This is a genomic window from Herbaspirillum lusitanum (assembly GCF_026127345.1).
GTDB lineage: Bacteria > Pseudomonadota > Gammaproteobacteria > Burkholderiales > Burkholderiaceae_D > Herbaspirillum > Herbaspirillum lusitanum.
In genome coordinates this window covers 949,644-974,092 of sequence record NZ_QXFG01000008.1, presented here as the reverse complement: position 1 = coordinate 974,092, position 24,449 = coordinate 949,644, and the positions used below count along the sequence as shown (strand labels likewise).

The 24,449-nt window shown below is 62.6% G+C and carries 22 protein-coding genes; 18 read left to right on the top strand and 4 right to left on the bottom strand.

The window, feature by feature from the left end; genetic code table 11:
* Positions 1 to 6: 6 nt before the first annotated feature.
* From DXT88_RS12715 to DXT88_RS12700, 4 genes are all read left to right on the top strand, one after another.
* Complete coding sequence (locus DXT88_RS12715; protein WP_016833688.1) at positions 7 to 720, top strand: response regulator; 714 nt, start codon at positions 7 to 9, stop codon at positions 718 to 720.
* A gap of 2 nt (positions 721 to 722) precedes the next feature.
* Complete coding sequence (locus tag DXT88_RS12710) at positions 723 to 2,234, top strand: ATP-binding protein (protein ID WP_016833689.1); 1,512 nt, start codon at positions 723 to 725, stop codon at positions 2,232 to 2,234.
* Between the two features lie 215 nt (positions 2,235 to 2,449).
* On the top strand, positions 2,450 to 3,268 hold the full coding sequence (locus DXT88_RS12705) for an alpha/beta hydrolase (protein WP_238533951.1): 819 nt from the start codon (positions 2,450 to 2,452) through the stop codon (positions 3,266 to 3,268).
* A gap of 22 nt (positions 3,269 to 3,290) precedes the next feature.
* Positions 3,291 to 3,821, top strand: a complete 531-nt coding sequence (locus DXT88_RS12700; RefSeq protein ID WP_016833691.1) for a DUF4118 domain-containing protein — start codon at positions 3,291 to 3,293, stop codon at positions 3,819 to 3,821.
* A 1-nt stretch (position 3,822) separates the two neighbouring features.
* Here DXT88_RS12700 and DXT88_RS12695 read toward each other — a convergent pair whose 3' ends face one another.
* Positions 3,823 to 5,016 carry an IscS subfamily cysteine desulfurase gene (locus tag DXT88_RS12695; RefSeq protein ID WP_321161111.1) on the bottom strand — a complete coding sequence of 398 codons (1,194 nt, stop codon included), beginning with the start codon at positions 5,014 to 5,016 and terminating at the stop codon, positions 3,823 to 3,825.
* Between the two features lie 247 nt (positions 5,017 to 5,263).
* Between DXT88_RS12695 and DXT88_RS12690 the strand changes: the two genes are divergently transcribed.
* From DXT88_RS12690 to gcvH, 11 genes are all read left to right on the top strand, one after another.
* Positions 5,264 to 6,193: a LysR family transcriptional regulator gene (locus tag DXT88_RS12690; RefSeq protein ID WP_016833694.1), complete on the top strand. Its 930-nt coding sequence runs from the start codon at positions 5,264 to 5,266 to the stop codon at positions 6,191 to 6,193.
* A 93-nt stretch (positions 6,194 to 6,286) separates the two neighbouring features.
* Complete coding sequence (locus DXT88_RS12685) at positions 6,287 to 7,759, top strand: NAD(P)-binding domain-containing protein (protein ID WP_265213878.1); 1,473 nt, start codon at positions 6,287 to 6,289, stop codon at positions 7,757 to 7,759.
* Positions 7,756 to 8,736 (top strand): ABC transporter permease, encoded by a 981-nt coding sequence (locus DXT88_RS12680; protein WP_265213876.1) that lies wholly within the window; start codon positions 7,756 to 7,758, stop codon positions 8,734 to 8,736. Before DXT88_RS12685 ends, DXT88_RS12680 begins: the two co-directional genes overlap by 4 nt.
* A 26-nt stretch (positions 8,737 to 8,762) precedes the next feature.
* Positions 8,763 to 9,698, top strand: coding sequence for an ABC transporter permease (locus DXT88_RS12675; protein WP_265214160.1), 936 nt, complete (start codon positions 8,763 to 8,765; stop codon positions 9,696 to 9,698).
* Positions 9,695 to 10,702, top strand: a complete 1,008-nt coding sequence (locus DXT88_RS12670; protein WP_265213875.1) for an ABC transporter ATP-binding protein — start codon at positions 9,695 to 9,697, stop codon at positions 10,700 to 10,702. The genes DXT88_RS12675 and DXT88_RS12670 overlap by 4 nt, the downstream gene beginning before the upstream one ends.
* A complete protein-coding gene (locus DXT88_RS12665) occupies positions 10,695 to 11,711 on the top strand; it encodes an ABC transporter ATP-binding protein (protein ID WP_265213873.1) in 1,017 nt (338 codons plus the stop codon). Before DXT88_RS12670 ends, DXT88_RS12665 begins: the two co-directional genes overlap by 8 nt.
* 54 nt (positions 11,712 to 11,765) lie before the next feature.
* Complete coding sequence (locus tag DXT88_RS12660; RefSeq protein WP_265213871.1) at positions 11,766 to 13,334, top strand: ABC transporter substrate-binding protein; 1,569 nt, start codon at positions 11,766 to 11,768, stop codon at positions 13,332 to 13,334.
* A gap of 19 nt (positions 13,335 to 13,353) precedes the next feature.
* Entirely contained in the window at positions 13,354 to 14,688 is a 1,335-nt protein-coding gene (locus DXT88_RS12655; protein WP_265213869.1) for an acyl-CoA thioester hydrolase/BAAT C-terminal domain-containing protein, read from the top strand.
* Entirely contained in the window at positions 14,685 to 15,218 is a 534-nt protein-coding gene (locus tag DXT88_RS12650; protein WP_265213867.1) for a CMD domain protein, read from the top strand. Before DXT88_RS12655 ends, DXT88_RS12650 begins: the two co-directional genes overlap by 4 nt.
* On the top strand, positions 15,215 to 15,805 hold the full coding sequence (locus DXT88_RS12645) for a peroxidase-related enzyme (RefSeq protein ID WP_016833703.1): 591 nt from the start codon (positions 15,215 to 15,217) through the stop codon (positions 15,803 to 15,805). The genes DXT88_RS12650 and DXT88_RS12645 overlap by 4 nt, the downstream gene beginning before the upstream one ends.
* A 30-nt stretch (positions 15,806 to 15,835) precedes the next feature.
* The gene (gcvH, locus tag DXT88_RS12640; protein WP_265213865.1) at positions 15,836 to 16,213 is read left to right on the top strand and encodes a glycine cleavage system protein GcvH; all 378 of its coding nucleotides are present in this window, start codon (positions 15,836 to 15,838) and stop codon (positions 16,211 to 16,213) included.
* Between the two features lie 112 nt (positions 16,214 to 16,325).
* Here the strand turns inward: gcvH and DXT88_RS12635 are convergent, their stop codons facing one another.
* Both DXT88_RS12635 and DXT88_RS12630 read right to left on the bottom strand, forming a co-directional pair.
* Positions 16,326 to 16,973, bottom strand: coding sequence for a GNAT family N-acetyltransferase (locus tag DXT88_RS12635; protein ID WP_265213863.1), 648 nt, complete (start codon positions 16,971 to 16,973; stop codon positions 16,326 to 16,328).
* Positions 16,970 to 19,069, bottom strand: a complete 2,100-nt coding sequence (locus DXT88_RS12630; RefSeq protein WP_265213861.1) for an ATP-dependent helicase — start codon at positions 19,067 to 19,069, stop codon at positions 16,970 to 16,972. The genes DXT88_RS12635 and DXT88_RS12630 overlap by 4 nt, the downstream gene beginning before the upstream one ends.
* A gap of 364 nt (positions 19,070 to 19,433) precedes the next feature.
* Here DXT88_RS12630 and DXT88_RS12625 point away from each other — a divergent pair, with 364 nt between their 5' ends.
* Positions 19,434 to 19,718: a hypothetical protein gene (locus DXT88_RS12625; RefSeq protein ID WP_016833707.1), complete on the top strand. Its 285-nt coding sequence runs from the start codon at positions 19,434 to 19,436 to the stop codon at positions 19,716 to 19,718.
* Between the two features lie 532 nt (positions 19,719 to 20,250).
* A complete protein-coding gene (locus tag DXT88_RS12620) occupies positions 20,251 to 21,798 on the top strand; it encodes a GGDEF domain-containing protein (protein WP_016833708.1) in 1,548 nt (515 codons plus the stop codon).
* Here the strand turns inward: DXT88_RS12620 and DXT88_RS12615 are convergent.
* Positions 21,783 to 22,667 carry a LysR family transcriptional regulator gene (locus tag DXT88_RS12615; protein ID WP_265213858.1) on the bottom strand — a complete coding sequence of 295 codons (885 nt, stop codon included), beginning with the start codon at positions 22,665 to 22,667 and terminating at the stop codon, positions 21,783 to 21,785. The two genes, DXT88_RS12620 and DXT88_RS12615, sit on opposite strands and share 16 nt — an antisense overlap.
* Positions 22,668 to 22,857: 190 nt before the next feature.
* On the opposite strand from DXT88_RS12615, the gene DXT88_RS12610 reads away from it, so the two are divergent.
* Positions 22,858 to 24,447: an MFS transporter gene (locus DXT88_RS12610; protein ID WP_265213856.1), complete on the top strand. Its 1,590-nt coding sequence runs from the start codon at positions 22,858 to 22,860 to the stop codon at positions 24,445 to 24,447.
* The last annotated feature ends 2 nt before the right edge of the window (positions 24,448 to 24,449 follow it).

The window sequence follows — 24,449 nt, the reverse complement described above, 5'->3', positions numbered from 1 at the left end:
ACCGTAATGACGCGCAAAATCCTTATCGTCGACGACGACCAGAAAACCCGGACTCTCCTCAAGACTTACCTTGAGAAGAACCAGTACGAAGTGCGCCTGGCGCATAACGGCGAAGCCTTTCTCGCCGAGTTCCAGCGCTACGCCGACGAGCTGTCGCTGGTGATCCTCGACGTCATGCTGCCGGACACCGACGGCTTTGCATTGTGCAAGATCGTGCGGCGTAAATCGAATGTGCCGATCATCATGCTCACCGCCAGTTCGGATGAAACCGATCGCGTGGTCGGACTCGAGCTGGGGGCGGACGACTACATCGCCAAGCCGTACAGCCCGCGCGAACTGCTGGCTCGCATCAAGGCCATCCATCGCCGCACCGGCATCGACAATGCCGCCGCACCGCGCTTCTATCGCTTCGTCGGTTTCACGCTGGACACGGTGGAGCGCACCTTGCTCGACAGTGCAGGGCAGGTGGTCGCGCTGACCGGGATGGATTATCAATTGTTGAAGTATTTCGTCGAACATCCGGGCGACGTGCTGGACCGCAACGTGCTCAGCGAAGAAACCCGGGGCCGCGACGCCGGGCCGCTGGATCGTTCTCTCGACGTGCAGATCAGCAAACTGCGCCTGCGCCTCAGCGACGACGGCAAGCAGCCGCATCTGATCAAGACGGTGCGCGGCGCGGGTTACGTATTCTCGGCCGACGTCACGGCGGCGTCGGCCTGATCATGTCGGGATTGCCGCCGACCCTGGCATGGCGCAGCCGTTCCTCGGCGGCGGTCACGCGCGTCCTCGACCGTGTGCTGCCGAACTCGCTGCTGGGACGCTTGTCGGTGGTAATGATTTTCGGCGTGCTGGTGACGCAACTGGCAGGCGGCTTGATCTGGGCCGCGCAACTGCGCACCAAATCCGAGGCCGAGACGCGCGTGGCAGCGCAGCACCTGGCGCACAGCGCATCCGGTGCGATCCGCTATTTCATGACGCTGCCCGCAAATTACCGGCCGATCATGATCCAGCAGCTGCGCGAAATGGGCGGCACGCGTTTCTTCATCAATGCCAACAGTGCACTGGTCCCGATTCCACCGATTGCGCCCAATTCGCTGGCCGACATCGCCACCGAAGCGGCGGCGGAAACGCTGAAATCCGACCTGGCCTTCTTGCCCGAATTCCACCTGAGCTTCGCCTGGCCCGACAACCTGCCGGTGTCCGACGACGGGCTCAAGATCGGCGACCTGCCCGACAGCTGGGTGCAGCACATCCTGCTGATCAAGCCAAACCCGGCGCCGGTGCTGGTGATCCAGACCCAGATCGAGTCCGGCAAGTGGCTGTACCTGGCGGCGCTGATGCCCAATCCGTATTTCCTCGACAGCAGCAATCCCTTGTCGCTGGACCGCGTGGTCTTGCAAGGGTTGTCGCTGGCGGCGATCTTGCTGCTGACGATTCTGGTGGTGCGCTGGACCACGCGGCCGCTGGCGGCGCTGTCGGATGCCGCCGAAGCCTTCGGCAAGGGCGAGACCGTGCCGGAGTTGCCCGAGACCGGCAGCCGTGAATTCGTCAAGACGGCGCGCGCCTTCAGCGGCATGCGCGAACGCATCAAACGCTACCTGGAAGACCGCGAGCGCCTGTTCGTGTCGATCTCGCACGACCTGCGCACGCCGATCACGCGGCTCAAACTGCGCACCGAGCTGCTTGACGACGACGACTTGCGTACCGAATTCCACGACGACCTGGACGAGCTGGACATGATGGTCAAGGGCGCATTGCAGTCGGTAAAAGACAGCGACATCCACGAAAATCGCACCGAAGTCCGGCTTGACGCGCTGGTGGCGCGCATGATCCGCGACGCCAGCATGGCCGGCCATGAAGTGGCGTTCGAGCCGTCCGGCGTCAATGTCATGGCCAAGCCGCTGGCGCTCAAGCGCGCCATCGGCAACCTGTTCGACAACGCGCTGCACTATGGCGAAAAGGTTGAAATCGCCATCCGCCAGTCGCAGGCGCTGGAAGGCGACATGGTCGAAATCGAGATCCGCGATCACGGCCCGGGCGTGCCGGAGGACGCCATGGGCAGCCTGTTCCAGCCGTATGTGCGGCTCGAGCACGGGCGCAGCGCCAACAGCGGCGGCATGGGCCTGGGACTGGGAATTGCCCGCAATATCGTGCAGGCGCACGGCGGCGAACTCTTGCTGCGCAACCATCCGAACGGTGGTTTGATTGCCACGATCATCGTTCCGGCGCACTGAGTTCAACGATGCGCAGATGTGCCGAAAAACCTGAAAAAGACCGTTAAATTGGCGTTACTCGCAAAACGGGCTGAATTAATTTCTAGACCCGTCTACAATGTGGGTTGATTAAATATCATCCTATTTAGTATCTCGTTGTCCACCATCGCATGAACCAGACTGCTCGCAACGACCATCAGCTAGAACGCCAGACGGACCGCCAAAGAGATCACGCCGTGATCCTTTTGCACGGCTTGTGCGGCTCCAGCCTGGAACTGGGCACCATTCCCAAAGCGCTCAAGAAGGCCAACTGCACCGTGGTCGAGATGCAGATCCCGAACTATTCCGCCTCGCTGACCGATCCGCGCGTCACGCCCAACTGGATGGACTGGTGCGCCATGGTCGAGAGCAAAGTGGTCAAGCTCAAGGAAGAGCACAAAACCGTTTCATTGTGCGGTCTCAGCATGGGCGCGACATTGGCGCTGGCGGTGGCCAGCTTCAGCAAGGAAATCCTCAGCGTGGTGCTGCTGTCGCCGGTGCTGCGCTATGACGGCTGGTCGATCCCCTGGTATCACCGCCTGATGAACATTCCATATGGTCTCGGCTATCGCAACTGGACCTACAAGGAAAGCGATCCTTACGGCATCAAGAATTTTGAAATGCGTCGGCGCGTGGCGGCGGCGCTGAAAAAGGACGGCGTCGCGGCGGTCGGCGCAGCGGCGATCCCGGCGCGCCATCTGTGGGCGGCGCAAAAACTGATGGCCTATGTGCGGCAGTCGCTGTCGCAGGTGCGCGCCAGCACGCTGGTGATTCATTCCATCGACGATGAAACCGCAGCGCCGCGTAACGCCGAAATGATCCTGGCCAACATCAATTCCGAAGTGCGCAAGGTGATCTGGCTGGGCGACTGTTATCACATCATCACCGTCGACAACGAGCGCGAGATCGTGACCAACGAGGCGGCGCAGTTCATCCGGCGCAATATCGAGATGCACAGCAACGATATCTCGCTGAAATACCTGTTGCACAACTCGCCGCTGAAAGATCGCCGCTGACCGGCGGCGCAGAGGATCTTCCATGAGCATCATCAAACTCAGAAATTCCAAGCGCTGGAAAAACGGCGGCTTCTATCCCATCCTGATCTGCCTGTGCGGCTTCGTGGTCGCGTTCATCCTGCGCTATGTGCTCAGCTCCGTGGTGGATGAATCGATGTCGATGCTGTTCTTCGCCATCAACTGCATCATCATGAGTTACTTCTTCGGCTACGTGTATTCGCTGGGATTGCTGGTGCTGGCGATTCCGACGGCGCTGTATTTCTTCCGCAAGCCGTATTACATGATGGACGGCCTGGGCAGCAAGGACGTGTTCCTGATCGTGGTCTACGGCAGCATCGTGATGCTGGCCGCGATCATCATTGAATGGTTGCAGCGCGAGCGCTATTCCGCCGTGCTGCAGCAGCGCGTGTCGGAGACCCGTTACCAGATGCTGATCGAGTCCGACCAGGCGCGCCGCGCCGAATATGCGGAACACTTCGCTGCGGTGAGCAAACGTCAGGCCGGGGAGTCGACGCCGCCCGCGACCTCCGACTCGGCGCCGGCCCAAAGCTGAATTACTTCAGCAGCGCGCGCAGCGTCGCCACGGTGTAGTCGATTTCGGCTTCGGTGGTATAGCGGCCCAGCGAGAATCGGATCGCGCTGCGCGCCAGCGCCGCCGGCCGGCCCAGCGCCGTCAGCACGTAAGACGGTGCGGCATTGGCCGAATTGCAGGCCGATCCGGCCGACACCGCGATATCCAGCAGTTGTCCCGCCACCGAAATTTCCCCGTCCAGGTCAAAACTCACATTGAGATTGTGCGGAATGCGCGCCGTCGCGGAGCCATTCAGCACCACGCCGGGCAAGTCCTTCAATCCCTCCCACAAACGGTCGCGCAGCACGCCGATGCGTGCCGCTTCGGTGTCCTGCAAATTTGCCGCCAGCGCAAAGGCTTCGCCCATGCCGACGATCTGGTGCGTCGGCAGCGTCCCTGAACGCATGCCGTTTTCATGGCCGCCGCCGTCGATCTGCGCTTCCAGCCGGAGCGCGGGATTGTTGCGCACGAACAGGGCGCCGATGCCTTTCGGGCCGTAGATCTTGTGCGCGCTGAATGACATGAGGTCCACTTTGAGCGTGGCGAGATCGATGGCGATCTTGCCGACCGCCTGCACTGCGTCGACGTGGAAAAGGATGCCGCGCGCGGCGCAGATTTCGCCGAGCTCTTCAATCGGCTGGATCACGCCGATTTCGTTATTGACCATCATGACCGACGCCAGGATGGTGTCCGGACGCAAGGCTTCCGTGAATTGCGCGACGGTGATCAGGCCGTCGGTCCCGGGCTGCAAGAAGCTGACCTCGAAACCGGCACGCTCCAGCGTGTGCATGGTGTCGAGCACCGCCTTGTGTTCGGTGGCGACGGTAATCAGGTGCTTGCCGCGGCCGGCTGCGCGCAAAGCGTGGGCGGCGCTTTTCAGCGCGAGGTTGTTGGATTCGGTGGCGCCCGAGGTCCAGACGATTTCGCTTGCCTGGGCGCCGACCAGTGCGGCAACTTGCTTGCGCGCTTTTTCCACGGCGGCCTTGGCTTCCCAGCCGAATGAATGGGAGCTGCTGGCCGGATTGCCGAATTTCTCCGTCAGGTAGGCAAACATGCGCGTGGCTACCAGCGGATCGACCGGCGTCGTCGCCGAATAGTCCAGATAGATGGGGAATTGCAGCGGCGTCTGGTCCTGGCCGCTGGAGGTAATCGGGATACAGGCAGAGGAAGCAGTCATGGCGATGAATCCGAAGGAGAGATGCGCTTACGGTACGATGAAATCAATAGACGAAAAACGAATATAAAATTATTTCATTATTCATTTATGTAATTTAAGGCTGAGGCGGCGGTCGCAGCTGGATTGCATGCGTGAGGCCGGTCTGCCGGTCCTTAAGCTGATTTTCGTATTAACTTATGCAAAATGATTATACTTAATTAGAATAAACATCTGCCTATAATCCAAAAATAATATAGATCATCATAATATGGACTTAAATCAACTGGAAGCCTTTTCGGCGGTGATGACCATCGGCAGCGTGACGGGAGCCGGGCGCAGCCTTGGCCGTTCGCAGCCCGCCGTCAGCAAAGCGCTCCAGGATCTGGAAAGCGAACTCGGCTACGCCTTGTTCGACCGCAACGGCCCGCGCGTGACGCCGACCGACAAGGCGTTCCTGCTGTACGAAGAAGTGGAGCGCTCGCTGGTCGGACTGCGCACCATCCGCGAACGCGCGCTCGAGATCGGCCGCGAAGAACTCCAACCCATCCATCTGGTGGCGACCCCTGCGCTGGCCTCGACGATTGCGCCTGCGGCGCTCAAGATGATCGAAAAGAACGGCTTGCCCGAACATATCCACCTGCGCAGCGCCTCGGCCGAACAGGTGGTGCACTCGGTGCTGCATCGAACGGTGAGCCTCGGGCTGACCAGCCTGCCGGTGGCGCATCGCGGCCTCGATCTGCACTGGATCGGCCAGGCGCCTTGCGTGGCGGTGCTGCGTGCAGACAGTCCGCTGGCCAGGCTGGATGTCGTCACCGTCGACGCCTTGCGCGGCGAACGCGTCATCACCATGTCCAACCGCTATCGCCTGCGCCAGCGCATCGACATGGCATTGGCGCAGGATAAGCCGCTCGATGTCGCCATCGAAACCAACACCTCCTTCAACGCCGTCATGGCGGCGCACGCCGGACTGGGCGTGGCGCTGGTCGAGCCGATGACCGCGCTGGGCATGCCTATCGAAGGCCTGGCGGTACGGCCGCTGGCGGTCAATATTCCGTTCTACTTCGGCGTGGTCACGCCGTTCGGCAAGCCGGTGGACGCCGTGACGCAGGCGCTGATCGCGGCCATCGAGACGGCGGCGCGCAATATCCTGCACGGCTTCGTCCGACGCGACGCCGGCGACCACGACGATTTGTTGTAACGGCATCATGGATAAGGCAAGAACAGGCAACATGCAGACATACAATTCAAATTCAGCGGTATCAGCGGTATTCACAAGGGAAGGGCGTGCATCGTGAGTGAAGCGACGACCTCGGCAGCAAGCGGGCTGGCCGCGCTGGAAGCGCGCCTGCGGCAAGACCTGGCCTGGCTGGAATTGCCGGCCAAGTCCTGGGTTCCCCAGAAGACGGTGGACAACCAGCCGGTACTCGACGTCGCCGTCATCGGCGGCGGCCAGGCCGGCATGGCGGCGGCGGTGTCGCTGCTGCACCTGGGCATCAACGCCGTGATTTACGACCAGTCGCCGGCCGGTTTCGAAGGCCCTTGGGCGACCACCGCGCGCATGGAAACCCTGCGTTCGCCGAAGAAGCTCACCGGTCCCGCGCTGGGCTTCGCCGCGCTGACTTTCCGCGCCTGGTTCGAGGCGCAATTCGGGCTCGACGCCTGGGAAGCGCTGGACAAGATTCCGCGCCTGCAATGGATGGATTACCTGCGCTGGTATCGCAAGGTGATGGCGCTGGACGTGCGCAACGACCATCACATGGAGCTGATCCGTCCGCGTGCCGACGGTCTGGTGGAACTTCACATTGCGGCACCGTCCGGCAAGTCGGTGGTGCTGGCGCGCCGCGTGGTGCTCGCCACCGGCCGCGACGGCCTCGGCGGCGCGCTGGTGCCGCCGCTGGCGGACAGCCTGCCGCGTGCCTTGTGGGCGCATTCGTCGGACGACATGGATTACGGCAAGCTGGCAGGCAAACGGGTCGGCATCATCGGCGCCGGTTCGTCGGCGATGGACAGTGCGGGAACGGCGCTGGAGGCAGGCGCCGAACGCGTCGACATCCTGATCCGTCGCACCGAACTGCCGCGCATCAACAAGGGCAAGGGCTCGGGCAATCCCGGCCTGACCAGCGGTCACCTGAATTTGCCGGATGAATGGAAATGGCGCATCCGCCACTACGTCAACGTCCAGCAAATTCCGCCGCCGAGCGGCAGCGTGCAACGCGTGTCGAAGTTTCCCAATGCACGTTTCATTTTCGGCGCGCCGATCGACGCGATAGACGTGAATGGAGACAGCCTGCGCGTGCGTACGCCGCGCGGCGTGTTCGAGCTCGACTTCCTGATCTTCTCCACCGGTTTCCGGGTCGACTGGACCGTGCGTCCCGAGTTCGCCGTGATCGCGCCGCATATCCGCAGCTGGCGTGCGCGCTACATGCCGCCGCCGGGCGAAGAAGATGCGGAACTGTCCGATTCTCCCGACCTTGGCCGGGCCTTTGAATTCCAGCAAAAACAGCCGGGCGGCTTGCCTGGGCTGGAGCGCATCCATTGCTTCTGCTATCCCGCCACGATCACTCACGGCACGCTGTCGGGCGACATCCCGGCGATCAGCGACGGCGCGCAGCGGCTGGCGCAGGGCATCGCGTCGCTGCTGTACGGCGAAGACGTCGAGACGCATTACCGCAACCTGCAGGACTACGCCGAGCCGGAACTGGTCGGCGACGAATGGACGCCGTCCGAGCCGACCGCCGAAGAGCGTGAAGGGCTCAAGCGATGAGCGGCGCAATCTTGCGCAGCGTCCTGCAGGCGCTCGCGGTGCTGCTGCTGATGACGGTGATCGTCTTCTTCGGCCTGCACATGATCGGAAATCCGGTCGACACGCTGATCGGTCCCGACGTCGACCAGGTCGATCGCCTGCGCATCATCAAGGAGCTCGGTTTCGATCAACCGATCTGGCGTCAATACCTGGCCTTCCTCAACAGCGCACTGCACGGCAATCTCGGCAACAGCTTCGTCTACAACGAGCCGGCCATCAAACTGATTTTCCAACGGCTGCCGGCGACGCTGGAGCTGGCCTTCGCGGCGCTGATCCTGGCGGTGCTGATCGGTATTCCGCTGGGCCTGCTGGCGGGCCTGTTTCCGGAAAATATCTTCTCGCGCATGGTCATGACCGGCAGTATCCTCGGCTTTTCTCTGCCGACGTTCTGGATCGGCCTGATGCTGATCATGGCCTTCAGTGTTTCGCTGGGCTGGCTGCCGTCGGGCGGGCGCGGCGAGACGGCCGGGCTGTTCGGCGTGCAATGGTCGTGGCTGACGATTGACGGCTTGCGCCACCTGATCCTGCCGGCGCTCAACCTGTCGCTGTTCAAGATATCGCTGGTGATCCGCCTCACGCGCGCCAACGTGCGTGAAGTGCTGCCGATGGACTTCGTCAAGTTCGCGCGCGCCAAGGGCCTCGCGCCGTTGCGCGTGGTGCTGATGTACGTGCTGCGCAATACGCTGATTCCGCTGGTGACGATCCTGGGGCTGGAGTTCGGCTCGACCATCGCGTTTGCGGTGGTGACCGAAAGCATCTTCGCCTGGCCCGGTTCCGGCAAGCTGATTCTCGACAGCATCAACGCGCTTGATCGTCCCGTCATCGTGGCTTACATGATGGTGATCGTCTGCCTGTTCGTGACGCTCAACCTGATCGTCGACGTGCTCTATAAAGTGCTGGATCCGCGCGTCCGGGTAGAAGCCGAGGTGGCCGCATGAGCGAATCCATCAACAAAGCAACACCAATGACGCAGCAGGAAGTACGCGCCAAAGTTGCCGCCTTGTCGGCATTCCAGCCGCCGCGTCGCGAATCGCCATGGCGCGGTGTCTTGCGCAGTTTCCTGGCGTCCAGGACGGCGATGTTCGGCCTCGGCGTCGCCGCGCTGCTGATGATCGCTGCACTGGCCGCACCGTGGCTGACGCCGCAGAATCCCTATGACCTGATGCAACTGGACGTGCTCGATGCGCGCCTGCCGCCCGGCACCGTCAACGGTCCCGGCACCTACACCTACTGGCTGGGCACGGACGGACAGGGGCGCGATCTGTATTCCGGCATCCTGTACGGCTTGCGCATCAGTGTCGGCATCGGCGTCGGTTCGGCCTTGCTGGCCGGCGTGATCGGCACGCTGGTAGGGTTGCTGGCCGCATATGCCGGCGGCAAGGTCGACGCGCTGCTGATGCGTCTGGCCGACCTGGTGCTGTCGTTCCCATCGATCCTGGTGTCGATGCTGATCCTGGCGTATCTGGGCAAGGGCATCTTCAACGTGATGGCAACGCTGGTGGTGCTGGAGTGGGCCTACTACGCCCGCACCGCGCGCGGCCAGGCGCTGGTCGAACGGCAGAAGGAATACGTCGAAGCGGCGCGCGGCCTGGGCGTCTCGGGCTGGCGCATCATGGTGCGTCACATCCTGCCAAACTGCCTGCCGCCGCTGATCGTCATCGGCGCCTTGCAGATTGCGCGCGCCATCACGCTGGAGGCGACGCTGAGTTTTCTCGGCCTGGGCGTGCCGATCACCGAGCCGTCGCTGGGCCTGCTGATCTCCAACGGTTATCAGTACATGCTGTCCGGGGAATACTGGATCAGTTTCTATCCCGGCATTGCGCTGCTGGTCGTGATCGTGGCGATCAATCTGGTCGGCGATCGCCTGCGCGACGTCATGAATCCGAGGTGGCAAAAATGAGCGCGACCCATTCCGTTCCCACGCTCGAAGTACGCAATCTGCGCACGCATTTCTACATGCCGTCCGGCGTGCTGCCGGCGGTCGACGACGTCTCGCTGACGCTGGAGCGCGGCCGCATCCTCGGCCTGGTCGGCGAATCCGGCTCGGGCAAGACCGTGACCGGTTTTTCGATACTTGGTTTGCTGGATGCGCCCGGCCGTATCGTCGGCGGACAGATTCTGTTCAAAGGCCAGGACCTCGTGACGCTGGACAAGAAGTCGCTGCGCAGTCTGCAGGGCAATCGCATCGCGATGATCTTCCAGGATCCGATGATGACGCTGAACCCGGTCCTGCGCGTGGAGGCGCAGATGATCGACGCCGTCCTCGCGCACAGCAATGTCCGCCGTGAGCAGGCGCGTGAACTGGCGCGCGATACGCTGGGATTGATGGGCATCGCCAGTCCGGATGAACGGCTGCGCGCCTATCCGCATCAACTGTCGGGCGGCATGCGCCAGCGCGTGGCGATCGCCATCGCCTTGCTGCACAAGCCCGACCTGATCATCGCCGACGAGCCGACCACCGCGCTCGACGTCACCATCCAGGCGCAGATCCTGTCGGAGGTGCAAAAGCTGGCGCGCATGAACGGCACCGCGTTGATCTGGATCACGCACGATCTGTCGGTGGTGGCGGGATTGGCGGACGACATCGCGGTGATGTATTCCGGCCGCATCGTCGAACAAGGCGCGGTCGCCGAGGTGCTTGACCGGCCGCAGCATCCTTACACCCAAGGCCTGATCGGCAGCCTGCCGGGCAACAACCGGCGCGGCCAGCGCTTGCGCCAGATCCCGGGCCTGACGCCGAATCTGCTGCACCTGCCGCCGACCTGCGCATTCGCCGCGCGTTGCGAACGGGTCAGCGAACAATGCCTGACGCGGCCGGAAATCACCGAACCGTTGCCGGGACATTTCGTGCGCTGCTTCCATCCGGCGAGCCAGATCGAAACGGTGGAGTTGCAGCATGGATGAGTCAAGCAAGAACACCGTCCCCTTGATCGATGCGCGCCGCATCGTCAAACGCTTCGGCGAGCGCAAGACGCGTCCGTTCGAGCGGCAATTGACGGCGCGCGGCTGGATGCGTCCGGCTGCCGTGACGCAGGCGCTCGATGGCGTCGACCTGCACGTGATGCCGGGCGAAGTGGTCGGACTGGTCGGCGAGTCGGGCTGCGGCAAGTCGACCCTGGGCCGCATTGTCAGCGGTTTGCTGGCGCCGTCGGCGGGCTCGGTGCTGGTCGACGGCATCGACCGCAAGGACTTCAGCGCACAAGACGCGCAAGCGGCGCGGCGCAAGGTGCAGATGATTTTCCAGAATCCTTACGCCAGCCTCAACCCACGCCTGCGCGTCGACCAGATCGTCGGCGAAGCGGCGCTGATCCACGGCATGACCGACAAGGCCGGCCTCGACGATTACGTCAGTGCGCAGTTGCTGCGCGCCGGGCTTGATCCGGAGTTGCGCGACCGCTATCCGCACCAGTTCAGCGGCGGCCAGCGCCAACGCATCGGCATTGCCCGCGCGCTGGCGGTGCAGCCCGCGATGCTGGTCTGCGACGAGGCGGTGGCGGCGCTGGACGTGTCGATCCAGGCGCAGATATTGAATCTGTTTTCCGACCTGCGCGAACAACTTGGACTGACTTATCTGTTCATCAGCCATGACCTTGGCGTGGTCGAGCACGTGTCGGATCGCGTGGTCATCATGTACCTGGGCCGCATCGTCGAAAGCGCCGCGGTCGATGAACTGTTCGCCCATCCGAACCACCCGTATACCCAGGCCTTGCTGGCCGAAGTGCCGCGCCTGCAGGCGCGCAACAAGTCCTTCACGGCGATCAAGGGCGAAATCCCGAGTCCGCTCAATCCGCCGCCGGGCTGCCATTTCAACCCGCGCTGTCCGCATGCGATGCCGCGTTGCCGGGCGGAGGTTCCGGCGCTGAAGGAAGTCGCGCCGGGTCATTTGAGCGCCTGCCATTTGAACGATCAGTAATAGTCAGAACAGTTAAAAAAGCAGTTTTATCCCACCCAACCGAGGATGATGAACATGAAGAAAACCGCACTTTCCAGCCTCCTGGCCGTCGCCCTGCTGGGCTTCGGCTCCGCCGGCGCGCAGACCTTGAACATCGCGTTCGCCGATCCGCTGTCGTCGCTCGATCCGCAGCTCAACAACCACGCCGGCGACCGTTCCGTCGACCTGCATTTCTGGGATCTGCTGGTCGAGAACAACTACAACAAGCTGCAACCGGGCCTGGCCGTGAGCTGGAAGAACATCGACGCCAAGACCTGGGAATTCAAGCTGCGTCCCAACGTCAAGTGGCAGGACGGCAAGCCGTTCACCGCCGACGACGTGATCTTCTCGTACCAGCGCGCACGCGCGGTGCCGGGCAGCGTGGCGACCTTCGCCGGCTACCTGCGCACGGTGGAATCCGTCACCGCCAAGGATCCGCTGACGCTGATCATCAAGACCAACATCGCCAATCCCGACCTGCCCCTGAACCTGGCGTCGGTGCATATCGTCAGCAAGCACGTCGGCGAAAAATCGCAAACTGAAAACTACAACAGCGGCGCCGCCATGGTCGGCAGCGGTCCTTACAAATATGTTTCCTATGCGCCGGGCGACCGCGTCGTGATGGAGCGCAACAACGACTACTGGGGCCAGAAGCAACTGTGGGAAAAGGTCAACTACCGTTACATCAATAACGCCGCCGCACGTACCGCCGCCTTGTTGTCGGGCGATGTCGACGTGATCGACAAGGTGTCGGTGTCCGACCTTGCCAAGCTCAAGCAATCGCCGAACGTCAAGGTGTTCCCTTACAACGGCTTGCGCGTGTTGCTGCTGCAACCGACTTTCCATGAAGGTCCGAGCCCGTACATTACCGACAATAATGGCAAACAGCTCGACAAGAACCCGCTGCTGGACGCGCGCGTACGCAAGGCCTTGTCGCTGGCGATCAACCGCAAGGCGCTGGTCGACCGCATCCTGCAAGGCGCGGCGACCGAAGCCAATCAATGGATGCCGGCCGACACCTTCGGCTATAACCCGGACATCAAGAACATCCCGAACGACGTCAACCAGGCCAAGAAGCTGCTGGCCGATGCCGGCTTCCCGCAAGGCTTCAGGCTGACCATCCACGTGCCGAACGATCGCTATCCGCAAGCACCGGAAACCATGCAGGCGGTGGCGCAGTTCTGGACCCGCATCGGCGTGAAGACGCAAGTGGAAGTGCTGCCGTGGGCCTCGTACTCGGCGCGCGCCAACAAGAATGAGTTTGCCGTCAGCGTGCTGGCATGGGGCAACGGCACCGGCGAGGCGAGCTATGCGCTGGTCAACGTGCTGGCGACCGTCGACAGCAAGAAGGGCCTGGGTGCGTCCAACTGGAATCACTACAGCAACCCGGCCATCGACAAGGCGCTGGCCGATTCGACCGCCGAGTTCGACGCCGCCAAGCGCGAAGCGATTCTGCGCAATGCCGCCAAGATCGTTTCCGACGACGCCGGCGTCATTCCGCTGTACCACTATCAAAATATCTGGGCGGCAAAGAAGGGCCTGAAGGTGACGCCGGCCAGCAGCGACCGCACCACCGCGATGATGGTGACACAGGACAAGAAGTAAGTTTGCCGAGGAGATGGACATGTCCACGCTGAACATCACCGTCAGTCCCCCCGATGACCTGATCGACGTGCCGCGCCGCATCGTCGTCACGGGTGCGCAGCCGGGCGAACTGGTGCAGGTCGCCGCCCGCACCGGGCGCGCCGGCGTCGCCTGGCGCAGCAGCGCGCGCTTCGTGGCGGATGCGGCGGGTCACGTCGACCTGACGCTGGCGCCGGCGGTGGAGGGTGATTATCAAGGCATCGCAGCAATGGGCCTGCTGTGGTCGCAGGCGCCGGAACAGCCGGGCAAGCGCGAACTGTTCCATGCGGACGTGCAGCAACCGCTGACGACTGCGTTGGAGGCGACTGCTGCCTCCGCCCCCGGTAACGCGGAAGCGGAACTGAACCAGCGCCTGTGCGGCGATGGCGTGACGCGACAAGAAGTACGCGAGCAGGGGCTGGTAGGGACCTTGTTCCTGCCGGCCGGTCCGGGACCGCATCCGGCGGTGATGATCCTCAACGGATCCGGCGGCGGCATCAACGAACCGCGCGCGGCCCTGTATGCATCGCGCGGTTACGCCGCGTTTGCGTTGGCGTATTTCAAGGCGCCGGGCTTGTCGGATTACATCTCCAACACCCCGCTCGAGTATTTTGAAAAAGGCCTCGACTGGCTGCGCGCCACGGTCAGGCCGCTCGGCGATTTTGTCGCCATCAGCGGCCAATCGCGTGGCGGCGAACTTGTGCTGCTGCTGGGAGCGATCTTCCCGCAAAAAGTGTCGGCGGTGCTGGCTTACGTACCGAGCGCCCTGGTGCACAGCGGCCAGAACGCTTGCGACCCGGCCATCGGTCGCGAAGGCCCGACCTGGCTGCGCGACGGCAAGCCGCTCACGCATCAATGGGAAAACAACCGTCACGCCAGCTGGGCGCCGTTCGACGAGGGCGCGCCGCCGCACCGGCACGTGCTCGCCATGCTGACCGCCTTGCAGGACAAGGAAGCGGTGGCGAAGGCGCGCATCCCGGTTGAACACATCGACGCGCCGGTGTTGCTGCTGTCGGCCACCGACGACGGCTCGTGGCCGTCGAGCATCTATTCAAAAATGGTGAGCGACAAGCTGGACGAAGTCGCTCACCCGCACGCCGTGGAATGGCACGATTACCGGGATGCCGGTCACGCGATCCTGTTCCCGTACGTGCCGACCACCCAGATCAGCTATGCCCATCCGGTGTCCAAACGCCTCAGCACCGGCGGCGGCGCACCCGCCGCCAACGCGCATGCCGACAAACACTCCTGGCAGCACGCGCAGGAGTTTCTCAGGAATGCAATCGGAGCGCATCTTGCGCGCTCCGCGCAGCCAACACGAAAGGAAGTCTCATGACGACGCAAGTGGAATACAACATCGACAACGATGTCATCGACAAACTGTCCGGCTTGCAAGCAGGCGGCGCTCTGCACGCCTTGCGCCACCAGCGCGAAAAGGTCGCGGTTGCTTCGCAGGGCAGCTACGACGCCTTGTTCGATCCGGCGCTGGAAGGCATCGGCCTGGACGAGCGGCTGCTGGTCGCGCTGTACGCCTGTCGCCTGGCCGGCGCAAGTGAAGTCGCCGGGCATTACCGCGCGCGGCTGGACGCCTTGCCGGCTGACGCCGCGCAGATTGCAGTCGCCGCCGACGGCGCGCCCGAGCAGTTGCCCGCCGGTCGCCTGCGCGCCATGCTGGCGTTTACGCGCGCGCTGACCGAACGTCCGGTGGAAGGAGACAAGGCCGCCTTGCACACGCTGCCGGCGGCCGGCATCAGCACACCTGCCGTGGTCGCGCTGTCGCAACTGATCGCCTTCATTTCGTACCAGATCCGCGTCGTCTCCGGTCTGAAGGCCATGAAACTGGCAAGCACAGGGGAGCAAGCATGAGCACCGTTATCAAATCGCACGGCTTCACCAATGAAGTGCTGGAGTGGCAGGCATGGCTCGACGTCATCGACATCGAGCAAGCCAGCGAAGACCAGATCAAGGTCCTGGAAGAGAGCCATCCCAAGGCCAAGACCTCCGACTATTACCTGTTCCTGGCTCATCAGCCGGAAATCCTGCGCCAGCGTTCGGCCGCCTTCAACGCCATCATGTATGCGCCGGGCGGCATGTCGCGCGCCGAGCGTGAACTCGGTTCGATGGTCGTCTCGCGCATCAACGGCTGCGTGTATTGCGCCTCGGTGCATGCCCAGCGTTTCGAGCAACTGGCCAAGCGCAACGACACGGTGCAGCAGGTGTTCGACGATCCGTACAGCGCCGGCACCGATGCGCGCGAAAAAGCCATTTCGCAATTTTCCATCGACCTGACCAACAATCCGGGCGGTGTGAATGCGGCCAGCATCAAGGCGCTCGAGGACGTCGGTCTGACCGGGCAGGAAATCCTCGACCTGATCCACTCGGTCGCGATCTTTGCGTGGGCCAACCGCCTCATGCTGAACTTGGGCGAGCCGGTGTTTCCGGCGGCGCAATAATTCAATAATCCAGCCGACGAGGAGAGCCGCATGCTGATACCAGACACCCTGATTTACGCCGAAACGCACGAGTGGATCCGCCAGGAGGACGACGGCACACTGACCGTCGGCATCACCGACTTCGGCCAGGATCAACTGGGACCATTGGTGTACGTGCAGACGCCGACGGTCGGCAGCGTGCTCCGGCGCGGCGCAGACGCCGGCGTGGTCGAATCCAACAAGACCGCTTCCGACGTGCATGCGCCGGTGGCGGGCGAGGTGATTGCCGTGAATACGGAATTGGCGAACACGCCCGAAGCGATCAACGGCGCGCCTTATGAACAGTGGATTTTCAAGCTGCGGCCAGCCGAGGCTTTCGACGTGTCGCAGTTTCTCGATGCCGCCGCTTACACGAAGATGATCGGCTGAGCGCGGGAGCGAGGTGAGCGCCTTGCTGCGGTCGCCCGGCGTCAGACTGACGGGCAGGGATGGCGACAACTTGCGCTGCATCGATGACGACGCCGGCGACCGGAATGCAACTTCATCCGATATAGGAAAATACCGCAAAATCGGCGTTGTTGAACTGGAACGACGCCACCTCGCGCATGCCCATTCGCGCGTGGGTGCGTAGCGATGGCTCGTTGTCGCGCCGGATGAACAAGATGCCTTCGCGTCCGGGTTCCAGTCGACGCAATTCATTGAACATGCCCTGCGCCAGTCCCTGGCCGCGCGCGTCGGAACTGACGCAGACCGGACCGTACACATACGCGCCCGGCGTTCCTGCATATGCCGAGAACATTGACTGGACGATAGGCAGATCGGCGTTCCGTTCACGGTTTGTCGCCATCAGAAAGCCGACGACGCGGTGTTTCCGGCGCGCCACGATGAGCGGCATCTCATTCATCATTTCCACAATCCTGAGGCGCGGAAGGGATGCGGAAAGCATGCCGCCGCGATCCATCTGATTCTCCTCCTGCAATGCAAGAATGCCGTCAAGATCGGCTTGAGCGGCTCTTCCGATTTGCGTGTCTCGCGTGTCCTGCATGCCGTGCTCCTGGTAAGTGCTGAAGAAACCCAAGCGCCAGGCCCGGCGCTTCGCTTCACGAACGAGTATATCGACGGACGACGTCGGCGACAAATCCGGGGAGGCGCGTGTGCAACGACAGGCGGCCGAATGCACGTCGCTCATTTCCACATTCCGCGCATGCGCGCTGCGACGTCGACGCGCATCTGTCTCGCATCGGGTCGGCCGTTCGGTCCGACCGCGACCACCGGCCAGGCGCTGCTGGCGAAGTGCGGCAGCACGCCGGGCGGAATGAAGCGCGAGCGCGACGCATAGACGTGGCGGTCGCCTTGCGCGTGCTGGCCGCCGGTGAAGAATTTCTGCGGCACCATCAGATGCAGGTCGTCCTTGGCGCGGGTCATGGCGACGTAGAGCAAGCGGCGTTCTTCTTCGATTTCGGCGGTGCTGCCGGTCGCCAGATCGGCCGGAATGCAACCGTCGACGACATTGAGCACATACACCGATTTCCACTCCTGGCCCTTGGAGGAATGGATGGTCGACAGGATCAGGTAATCCTCGTCCAGCAGCGGCACGCCCGACTGGTCGCTGGTGGCGTCCGGCGGATCCAGCGTGAGTTCGGTCAGGAAACGCTCGCGCGACGGGTAGCCGGAGGCGATCTGTTCCAGTTGCAACAGGTCGGCCTGGCGCGTGGCGGCGTCTTCGTGCTGGCGTTCGAGATGCGGCGCGTACCAGCTGCGCGCATGCGCGATCTCCCCGGGCCAGCCGGTCCGGCCTTGCGCCATGAATTGCAGCACCTCGACGAAACCGCGCCAGTCATCGCCGCTGCGCGGCGGCGCCGGCAATTCGGACAGCGCAGCAATCGGATCGGCATGTGTCGCCATGGCTTCCAGCACTTTTTGCGCCGAACCCGGACCGACGCCGGGCAACAACTGCATCAGGCGGAAGCCGGCCACGCGGTCGCGCGGATTCTGCACGAAGCGCAGCATCGCCAGCATGTCCTTGACGTGGGCGCTGTCGAGGAATTTGAGGCCGCCGAATTTGACGAAGGGAATGTTCCGGCGCACCAGTTCAATCTCCAACGGGCCGCTATGGTCGGAGGCACGGAACAATACAGCCTGATCCTTCAGCGTGCTGCCGGCTTCGCGGTTTTCAAGTATGCGTTCGACGATGTAGCGCGCCTGGTCGGCTTCGTCGCGCACCGATACCAGCTGAGGCTTGTGATCCGAGACGCGCTCGGTCCAGAGATTCTTGGTGAAGCGTTCCAGCGCCTTGTCGATGACGCTGTTGGCGGCGGCCAGGATAGTCTGCGTCGAGCGGTAATTACGGTCCAGCGTGACGATGTCGGCGGGCGGGTCGAAGGCGCGGGGGAAGTCGAGAATGTTGCGCACCGTTGCGGCACGGAACGAGTAGATCGCCTGGGCGTCGTCGCCGACCACGGTGAGGCCGAGGCCGTCCGGTTTCAGCGCGAGGAGGATCGATGATTGCAGGCGATTGGTGTCCTGGTATTCATCCACCAGCACGTGATCGAAGCGCGCGCCGATGTCGTCGGCCAGCACGCGCTCGCCGATGGTTTGCGCCCAGTACAGCAGCAGGTCGTCATAGTCGAGCACGTTGTGCGCCTGCTTGGCTTCGACGTAGGCGCCGAACAGGGTGCGCAGTTGCGCCTCCCATTCCGCGCACCACGGGAATACCTTGTGCAGGATGCTGTCCAGCGGCGCTTCCGAATTGACCACGCGTGAATAGATGGCCAGGCAGGTGCTCTTGAGCGGGAAGCGTTTTTCAGTCTTAGACAAGCCCAGTTCATGCCGCACCAGATTCATCAGATCGGCGGAATCTTCGCGGTCGTGGATGGAGAAATTGGGATCGAGCCCGATCTGATCGGCATACTCGCGCAGGATCTGTGCGCCGATGCCGTGGAAGGTGCCGGCCCAGGACAAGGCATCGGCCATGATGCGGCCGTTGGCGCCGAGCGCTTCGCCACAGATGCGCTGGACGCGGCGGGTCATTTCCGCGGCAGCGCGGCGAGAAAACGTCATCAGCAAAATCCGGCGCGGATCGGCGCCATTGACGATCAGGTGAGCAACCCGGTGCGCCAGCGTATTGGTCTTGCCCGAACCGGCGCCGGCGATCACCAGCAAGGGGCGGGCAGGGGCTGGAAGTGTGGCCTGTTGTCCCGGCAGTCCGGGGACGATGCCGAATTCCACCGCCTGGCGTTGTTCGGGGTTGAGTTTTTCCAGATAGTCGACGTTCATGACGTTCATGCTGAGCCTTGGTGCGGCGGCAAAAAAGAAGTTATTTTACTGGTGTTTTATACAGCCTTCGGCGGTGGTTACAAAAAAGACGCCAGGCTAAAAAAGGCAGCTTGCAGGGACATCCACAATCATTTGTGAAGTGATGAAAGATCGACAATGGATTCTTGCACAGCGCTGTCTATACTGGTTTGGTCGCAGGCCAAAGGAATGTCCCGGCAATGCGCCGGCTGTGCAGAAATCATGCTGCAATGCCAGAACTGGCGCGGCTTCCAAGCTACCCGTGATATTGCAGATTTAGCGCAGGAAGTGCTTGTGCAAATCGTTCGCACCTGGTTAAAATTTCCCTTCGACAACTTCTTTTTGAGGTGCAGCCATGGATAAGACTCTCGCTTTGCTCGATTGTTTGGTGCAGCTCAAGGAAGCGCAAAGCTGCGCCGATGCTTTGCTGTCCGACATCATTGCCGACGCCGTGCGGGTAAACAAAGGGAGGGGCGGCGTACCCAAGCCGGCCACCTTCAAAGCCTTCCGCAACGCCCTCAAATCCGCCAATACGCATTGCTACCAGGCCGAGCTGATCCTGGCGGAATTCGACGCTCTGCAAACCATCATGCCGATCGGTCAGCAACAGCCGATACGCACGGCGACTTACAGCGTCTGATCCACTCTCTGCGTCGGCACGGTTCGCGCAGTGGCGCGGACCTAGGTGCGCCCACCTGCAAACAACTCGCGCATATAGGGGTTTCAGGCATCGGAGCGAAAGGCCGGATCATCCTAGACGGCTTTGCTTAGCTTGTGTGTCGCACAAAGTGGCGACAAGGGGCGCAGGATTATGTGACAACATGCCAGAGACCAGCATATCGCGACATCGCGCAATGTTGCGATGTGACCTGCAAGTCTTGCCGGGCCGCCATTACAGACGCCCGGCGGAGCCTCCCGGCAGAAAGCTTCCCTGTCCGCCCCATCTCCACGGAACGTCCGAAGTCCACGGCCGCAGGAACATTCTTGCCGCACGGCACTCTCACAGGCTGCTCGTTGTTTTTATGGTGTGTTTAGTCCGTTCAGGTGACAGACCGCAGCAGAGTTTGTGTCTACAATGGCTCGGCAGGCATGCAGCTTGCATTTGTTTCCTGCAGCGATGGCGACAAGGACGCATCCGGTATTTTCCAACACCAGGCATCTCCGGAGGTAAATTGCGGCGCGGATTTTCATTCAAGGCAAAATGGCCCAGGATCCTGATTCAGGACGGCTGGGGCCTGTCCGCTTGTTTCGTGCTGCTGTCCTCTTTGGTGCTTGTGGTGATCTGGGGCATCACCATGACGCACGTCGCCAGCGAAAAAAAGCTGGCCATGGAAAGCGCCTCCTCCGAAAGCCGCAACATGGCCGCCATCATGGCGGCCAATCTCAATGACCGTCTCAGCCGTGCCGGGCAGTACGCCATGGTCGGCAGCAAAGTCCTCGACGGTGACGCCGCGGCAGCTGATTACCTCGGCCTGCTGTTCAACGGCGACAGCGCCTATGTGCGCGCCGCCGTGTTCGACGACCGGATGCGCCTGCGATACTCTTCCGCCGGCCTTCCCGAAGAAAGCGAATTCGCCCAGTTGCTGGAGCGCGCCTACCCGCAGGCAGCCACCGGCGCGGATGCGCCGAAAGCTGGAACGGTCCTGTTCGGCAAGACCGACAGTCACAACTGGCGCATGCCGATGCTGATCGCCCTGCAAGCCCCGAAGACCGGCGCGCGCGGCTATCTGGTCGCGATACTCGATCTGGGCCGCTTCCTGCACGACTACCAGCAGATCGGAGACGGCTACCTGATTGCGATCAATGGCGGCGCCGGCACGCCGCTGGTGGCGCTCAATGATCGCCGCCTGCTGATCGGCGACAACAGCGTCGCATCCGTATCCTCCTCCAGCGTCAGCAGCCTGCAAAAACTGGTCGCCTATCCGCTCAGCGTGAGCGTGACCATCAATCCCGATTCCGTGGTCTCCGACCTGACCCAATCGCATTACGAATATGTGCGTTATGCGATCGTCATCTCCATCGCGGTAGTGACGCTGACGCTGATCCTGATCGGGATTTCCTACCATCGCAAAAAACTGTATGAGCGCCTGGCGCGTTCCGAGCGCGAAAAAATCTGCCTCATCGAGCAGCTCGAAAAGGAAAAGACGCGCGCCTATCAACTGGCTTCGCATGATTACCTGACCGGGATTCCCAACCGCATGCTGTTCAGCGAACTGGCCGGCGCCGAGCTGTCGCGCGCCAAGCGCAGTCCCAATCTGTACGCGCTGTTTTTCATCGACCTGGACGGTTTCAAACCGATCAACGACACGCTCGGCCACGCGGTGGGCGATTTGCTGCTGAAAGCGGTGGCGCAGCGCCTGTGCACCAATTTGCGCGAGTACGATCTGGTGGCACGCCTGGGCGGCGACGAATTCGTGGTTCTGCTCTCCGATATCAAGTATCAAAGTCAGATCGCCGACATCGCCGACAAACTGATCAAGGCCGTCGGTGCGCCGTATCTCAACCTCGGCGGCCACGAAGTCGGCACCAGCCTGAGCATCGGCATCGCGCTGTATCCCGACGACGGCCACACCGTCGATGAGTTGTTGTCCAAGGCTGACGCCGCCATGTACGCTGCCAAAAAAGACGGCAAGGGCGCTTATCGTTTCCACGACAGCAGCGTCCACAGCGGGCTGTCGGGACGCCTGCCTTCGACCGCTACGCGCTACCTGTCGGCCTGACGCGCTTTCAGCTGCTTCAGGAAGGCGCGCACCACCGGCGACTTCTCGTGCTTGCGCGACGCCAGCGCGATGGCGCCCGGAATGATCTTTCCCTCAATCTGCCGATACGTTACACCTGGCATGTTCACGCGCTGCATTACCGAAGCGGGGACGATCGCCACGCCCTGGCCCAGCGACACCAGCGTCACCACCGCCACCAGACCTCCCGGGTTGGGCAAGGTGCGCGGCACGAAACGGCCGCGGCGAGCCACTTCCATGGTGCCTGATGCCTGCTCGGGCAAGATGAAGCACGCCGATGCGAGCGCGGACGCGGGCACGGTTTCATGCGCCGCCAGCGGTGAATCTTCCGGCAGTGCCGCGATGAAATCGTCATACAGCAAGGTCATGAAATTGACGTCGGCCGGGCACGGCACGGGCGGGCGGATGAAGGCAAGATCGAGGCCGCCGTTACTGACCTGGACCGGCAAGGTATCCATCGGCGCTTCGACCAGATTCAGCTGCACCAGCGGATAGTCGGCGCGAAAGCGCGCCACTTCGGTTTGCAGCAGGCCGGAATATGCCGCCGAAGCGATATAGCCGATTTCAATACGGCCGATCTCGCCGCGTCCCGCGCGCCGGGCAGCATCTTCCGCCCGGGCAGCCTGCTGTAGCGTGCGCAACGCCTCTTCGAGGAACACCTCGCCGGCCGACGTCAGGCTGACCGAGCGCTTGGTGCGCTGGAACAGGCGGACATCCAGCAGCCGCTCGATTTCCTGTATCTGCTTGGTCAGGGCCGGCGGCGAAATGCCGAGCTGCTCGGCGGCGCGGGCAAAGTGCAGCGTCTCGGCAACGGCGGTGAAACAGCGGAAGTGACGAAGCTCCACGGGCATACTCCAAAAATGCAGTAATTCAATAATTAACCTGAACGAAATTAAATAGCATTTTAACTGTAATAAAGATAATTATCGGCGGCCTTAGAATGGCTGGCATATAGCCAATTCAGCTAATTCAGCCAATCCAGGAGTTGCTCCATGCTTTTGCATCGCTTTCCATTGCTTCTCCGCATTTCATCTTCCGCACATGAATAGCCCGTTCTCTGCCGTTCGCGACGACTCCCGTCCCGACGCGGCAGATGATGCACGCCGCCGCAAGGAGCGCAACGTCCTGCTGATCTGTTCCAGCGTGTGCGCGCTGATCGTGCTCGACACCAACATCGTCGCCGTCTCGCTGCCGTCGGTGGCGCGCTCGCTGCATGCCGATTTCAGCGACATCGAATGGATCGTCAGCGCCTACATGCTGGCGTTCGCGTCCTTGCTGTTGCCGGCCGGCAGCCTGGCTGATCGCTTCGGCCGCAAGCGCATGATGCTGCTCGGCCTCGGCTTGTTCGCCCTGGCCTCGCTCGGCTGCGGGCTGGCCTGGTCGGCCGGCGTATTGCAGATCGCGCGCGCGGTCAAGGGCGTCGGCGCGGCGATGCTGCTGACCTCGGCGCTGGCGGTGATCGGCCATGTTTTTCATACGGAAAAAGACCGCACCCACGCATGGGCCGTGTGGGGCGCTTGCATGGGCGTGTCGATGACGCTAGCGCCCCTGCTCGGCGGCGTGATCACGCAATTGCTCGGCTGGCGCTGGATATTCCTGCTTAACTTGCCGGTGTGCCTGTGCCTTGGCATGCTGGTGTGTCGCGAAGTGGCGGAATCGAGCAACACCGGCGCCAATGCCGCGCGGCTCGATCCCTGGGGCAGCTTGCTGCTGAGCGGCGGCCTCGGCTGCGTGATCTGGGCGCTGATCAACGCCAACGCGGCCGGCTGGAGCAGCGCCGCGACCTTGCTGCGCGCCGGCGGCGGGGTAGCGATGCTGGCCTTGTTCGTGCCGGTGGAACTGATGCAGAAGCGGCCGATGATCGACCTGCGCCTGTTCCGCCACGCGCCGTTCGTCGGCGCGGTGCTGGCCATGTTCGGCTACGCCAGCTCGGCGCAGGTGATGATGACTTTCCTGCCCTTGTACCTGCAAAACGCTTTCTCTTATTCGGCCATCGTGGCCGGTCTGGCGATGCTGCCGTTCGCACTGGCGATGATGATTTTCCCGCGCGTCGGCGCCGCGCTGACGCGCTACATGCCGTTGCATGGCGTGATGGGGCTGGGCATGGCGCTGGTGTGCGCCGGCAATGTGCTGGTGGCGATTGCCGCGTATGCCGGAACGTACTGGATGGTGCTGGCCGGGATGCTGGTCACCGGCAGCGGCGCCGGACTGCTCAACGGCAACACGCAAAAAGCCATCATGAACTGCGTGCCGCGCGAACGTACCGGCATGGCCTCGGGCATCAGCACCACCACGCGGTTTTCCGCCATCGTGCTGGCGATTGCCTGCCTCGGCTGCGTGCTGACGGTACGCACCGGCAGTTACCTCAGGGAAGGATTGACCGGCGCCAACTTGCCACAACCGGGCGGCTTCACCGACGTGGTCGGGCGCATCGTCGCCGGCGACAGTGCAGCGGCCTTGCCGGCGCTGGGCAACAGCCTGGAGGCGCTGCATATCGCGCAGACCGGCTTCGCCCACGCATTTGCTTTATTGATGCTGGCGGCGGCTGCAATCGCCGCCGTGTCGGGCGTGTTGCTGTTCAAATTGATGGGCAGCCGCAAGAGTGCAGTCGTTGACGCACTATCTGTTTGAAA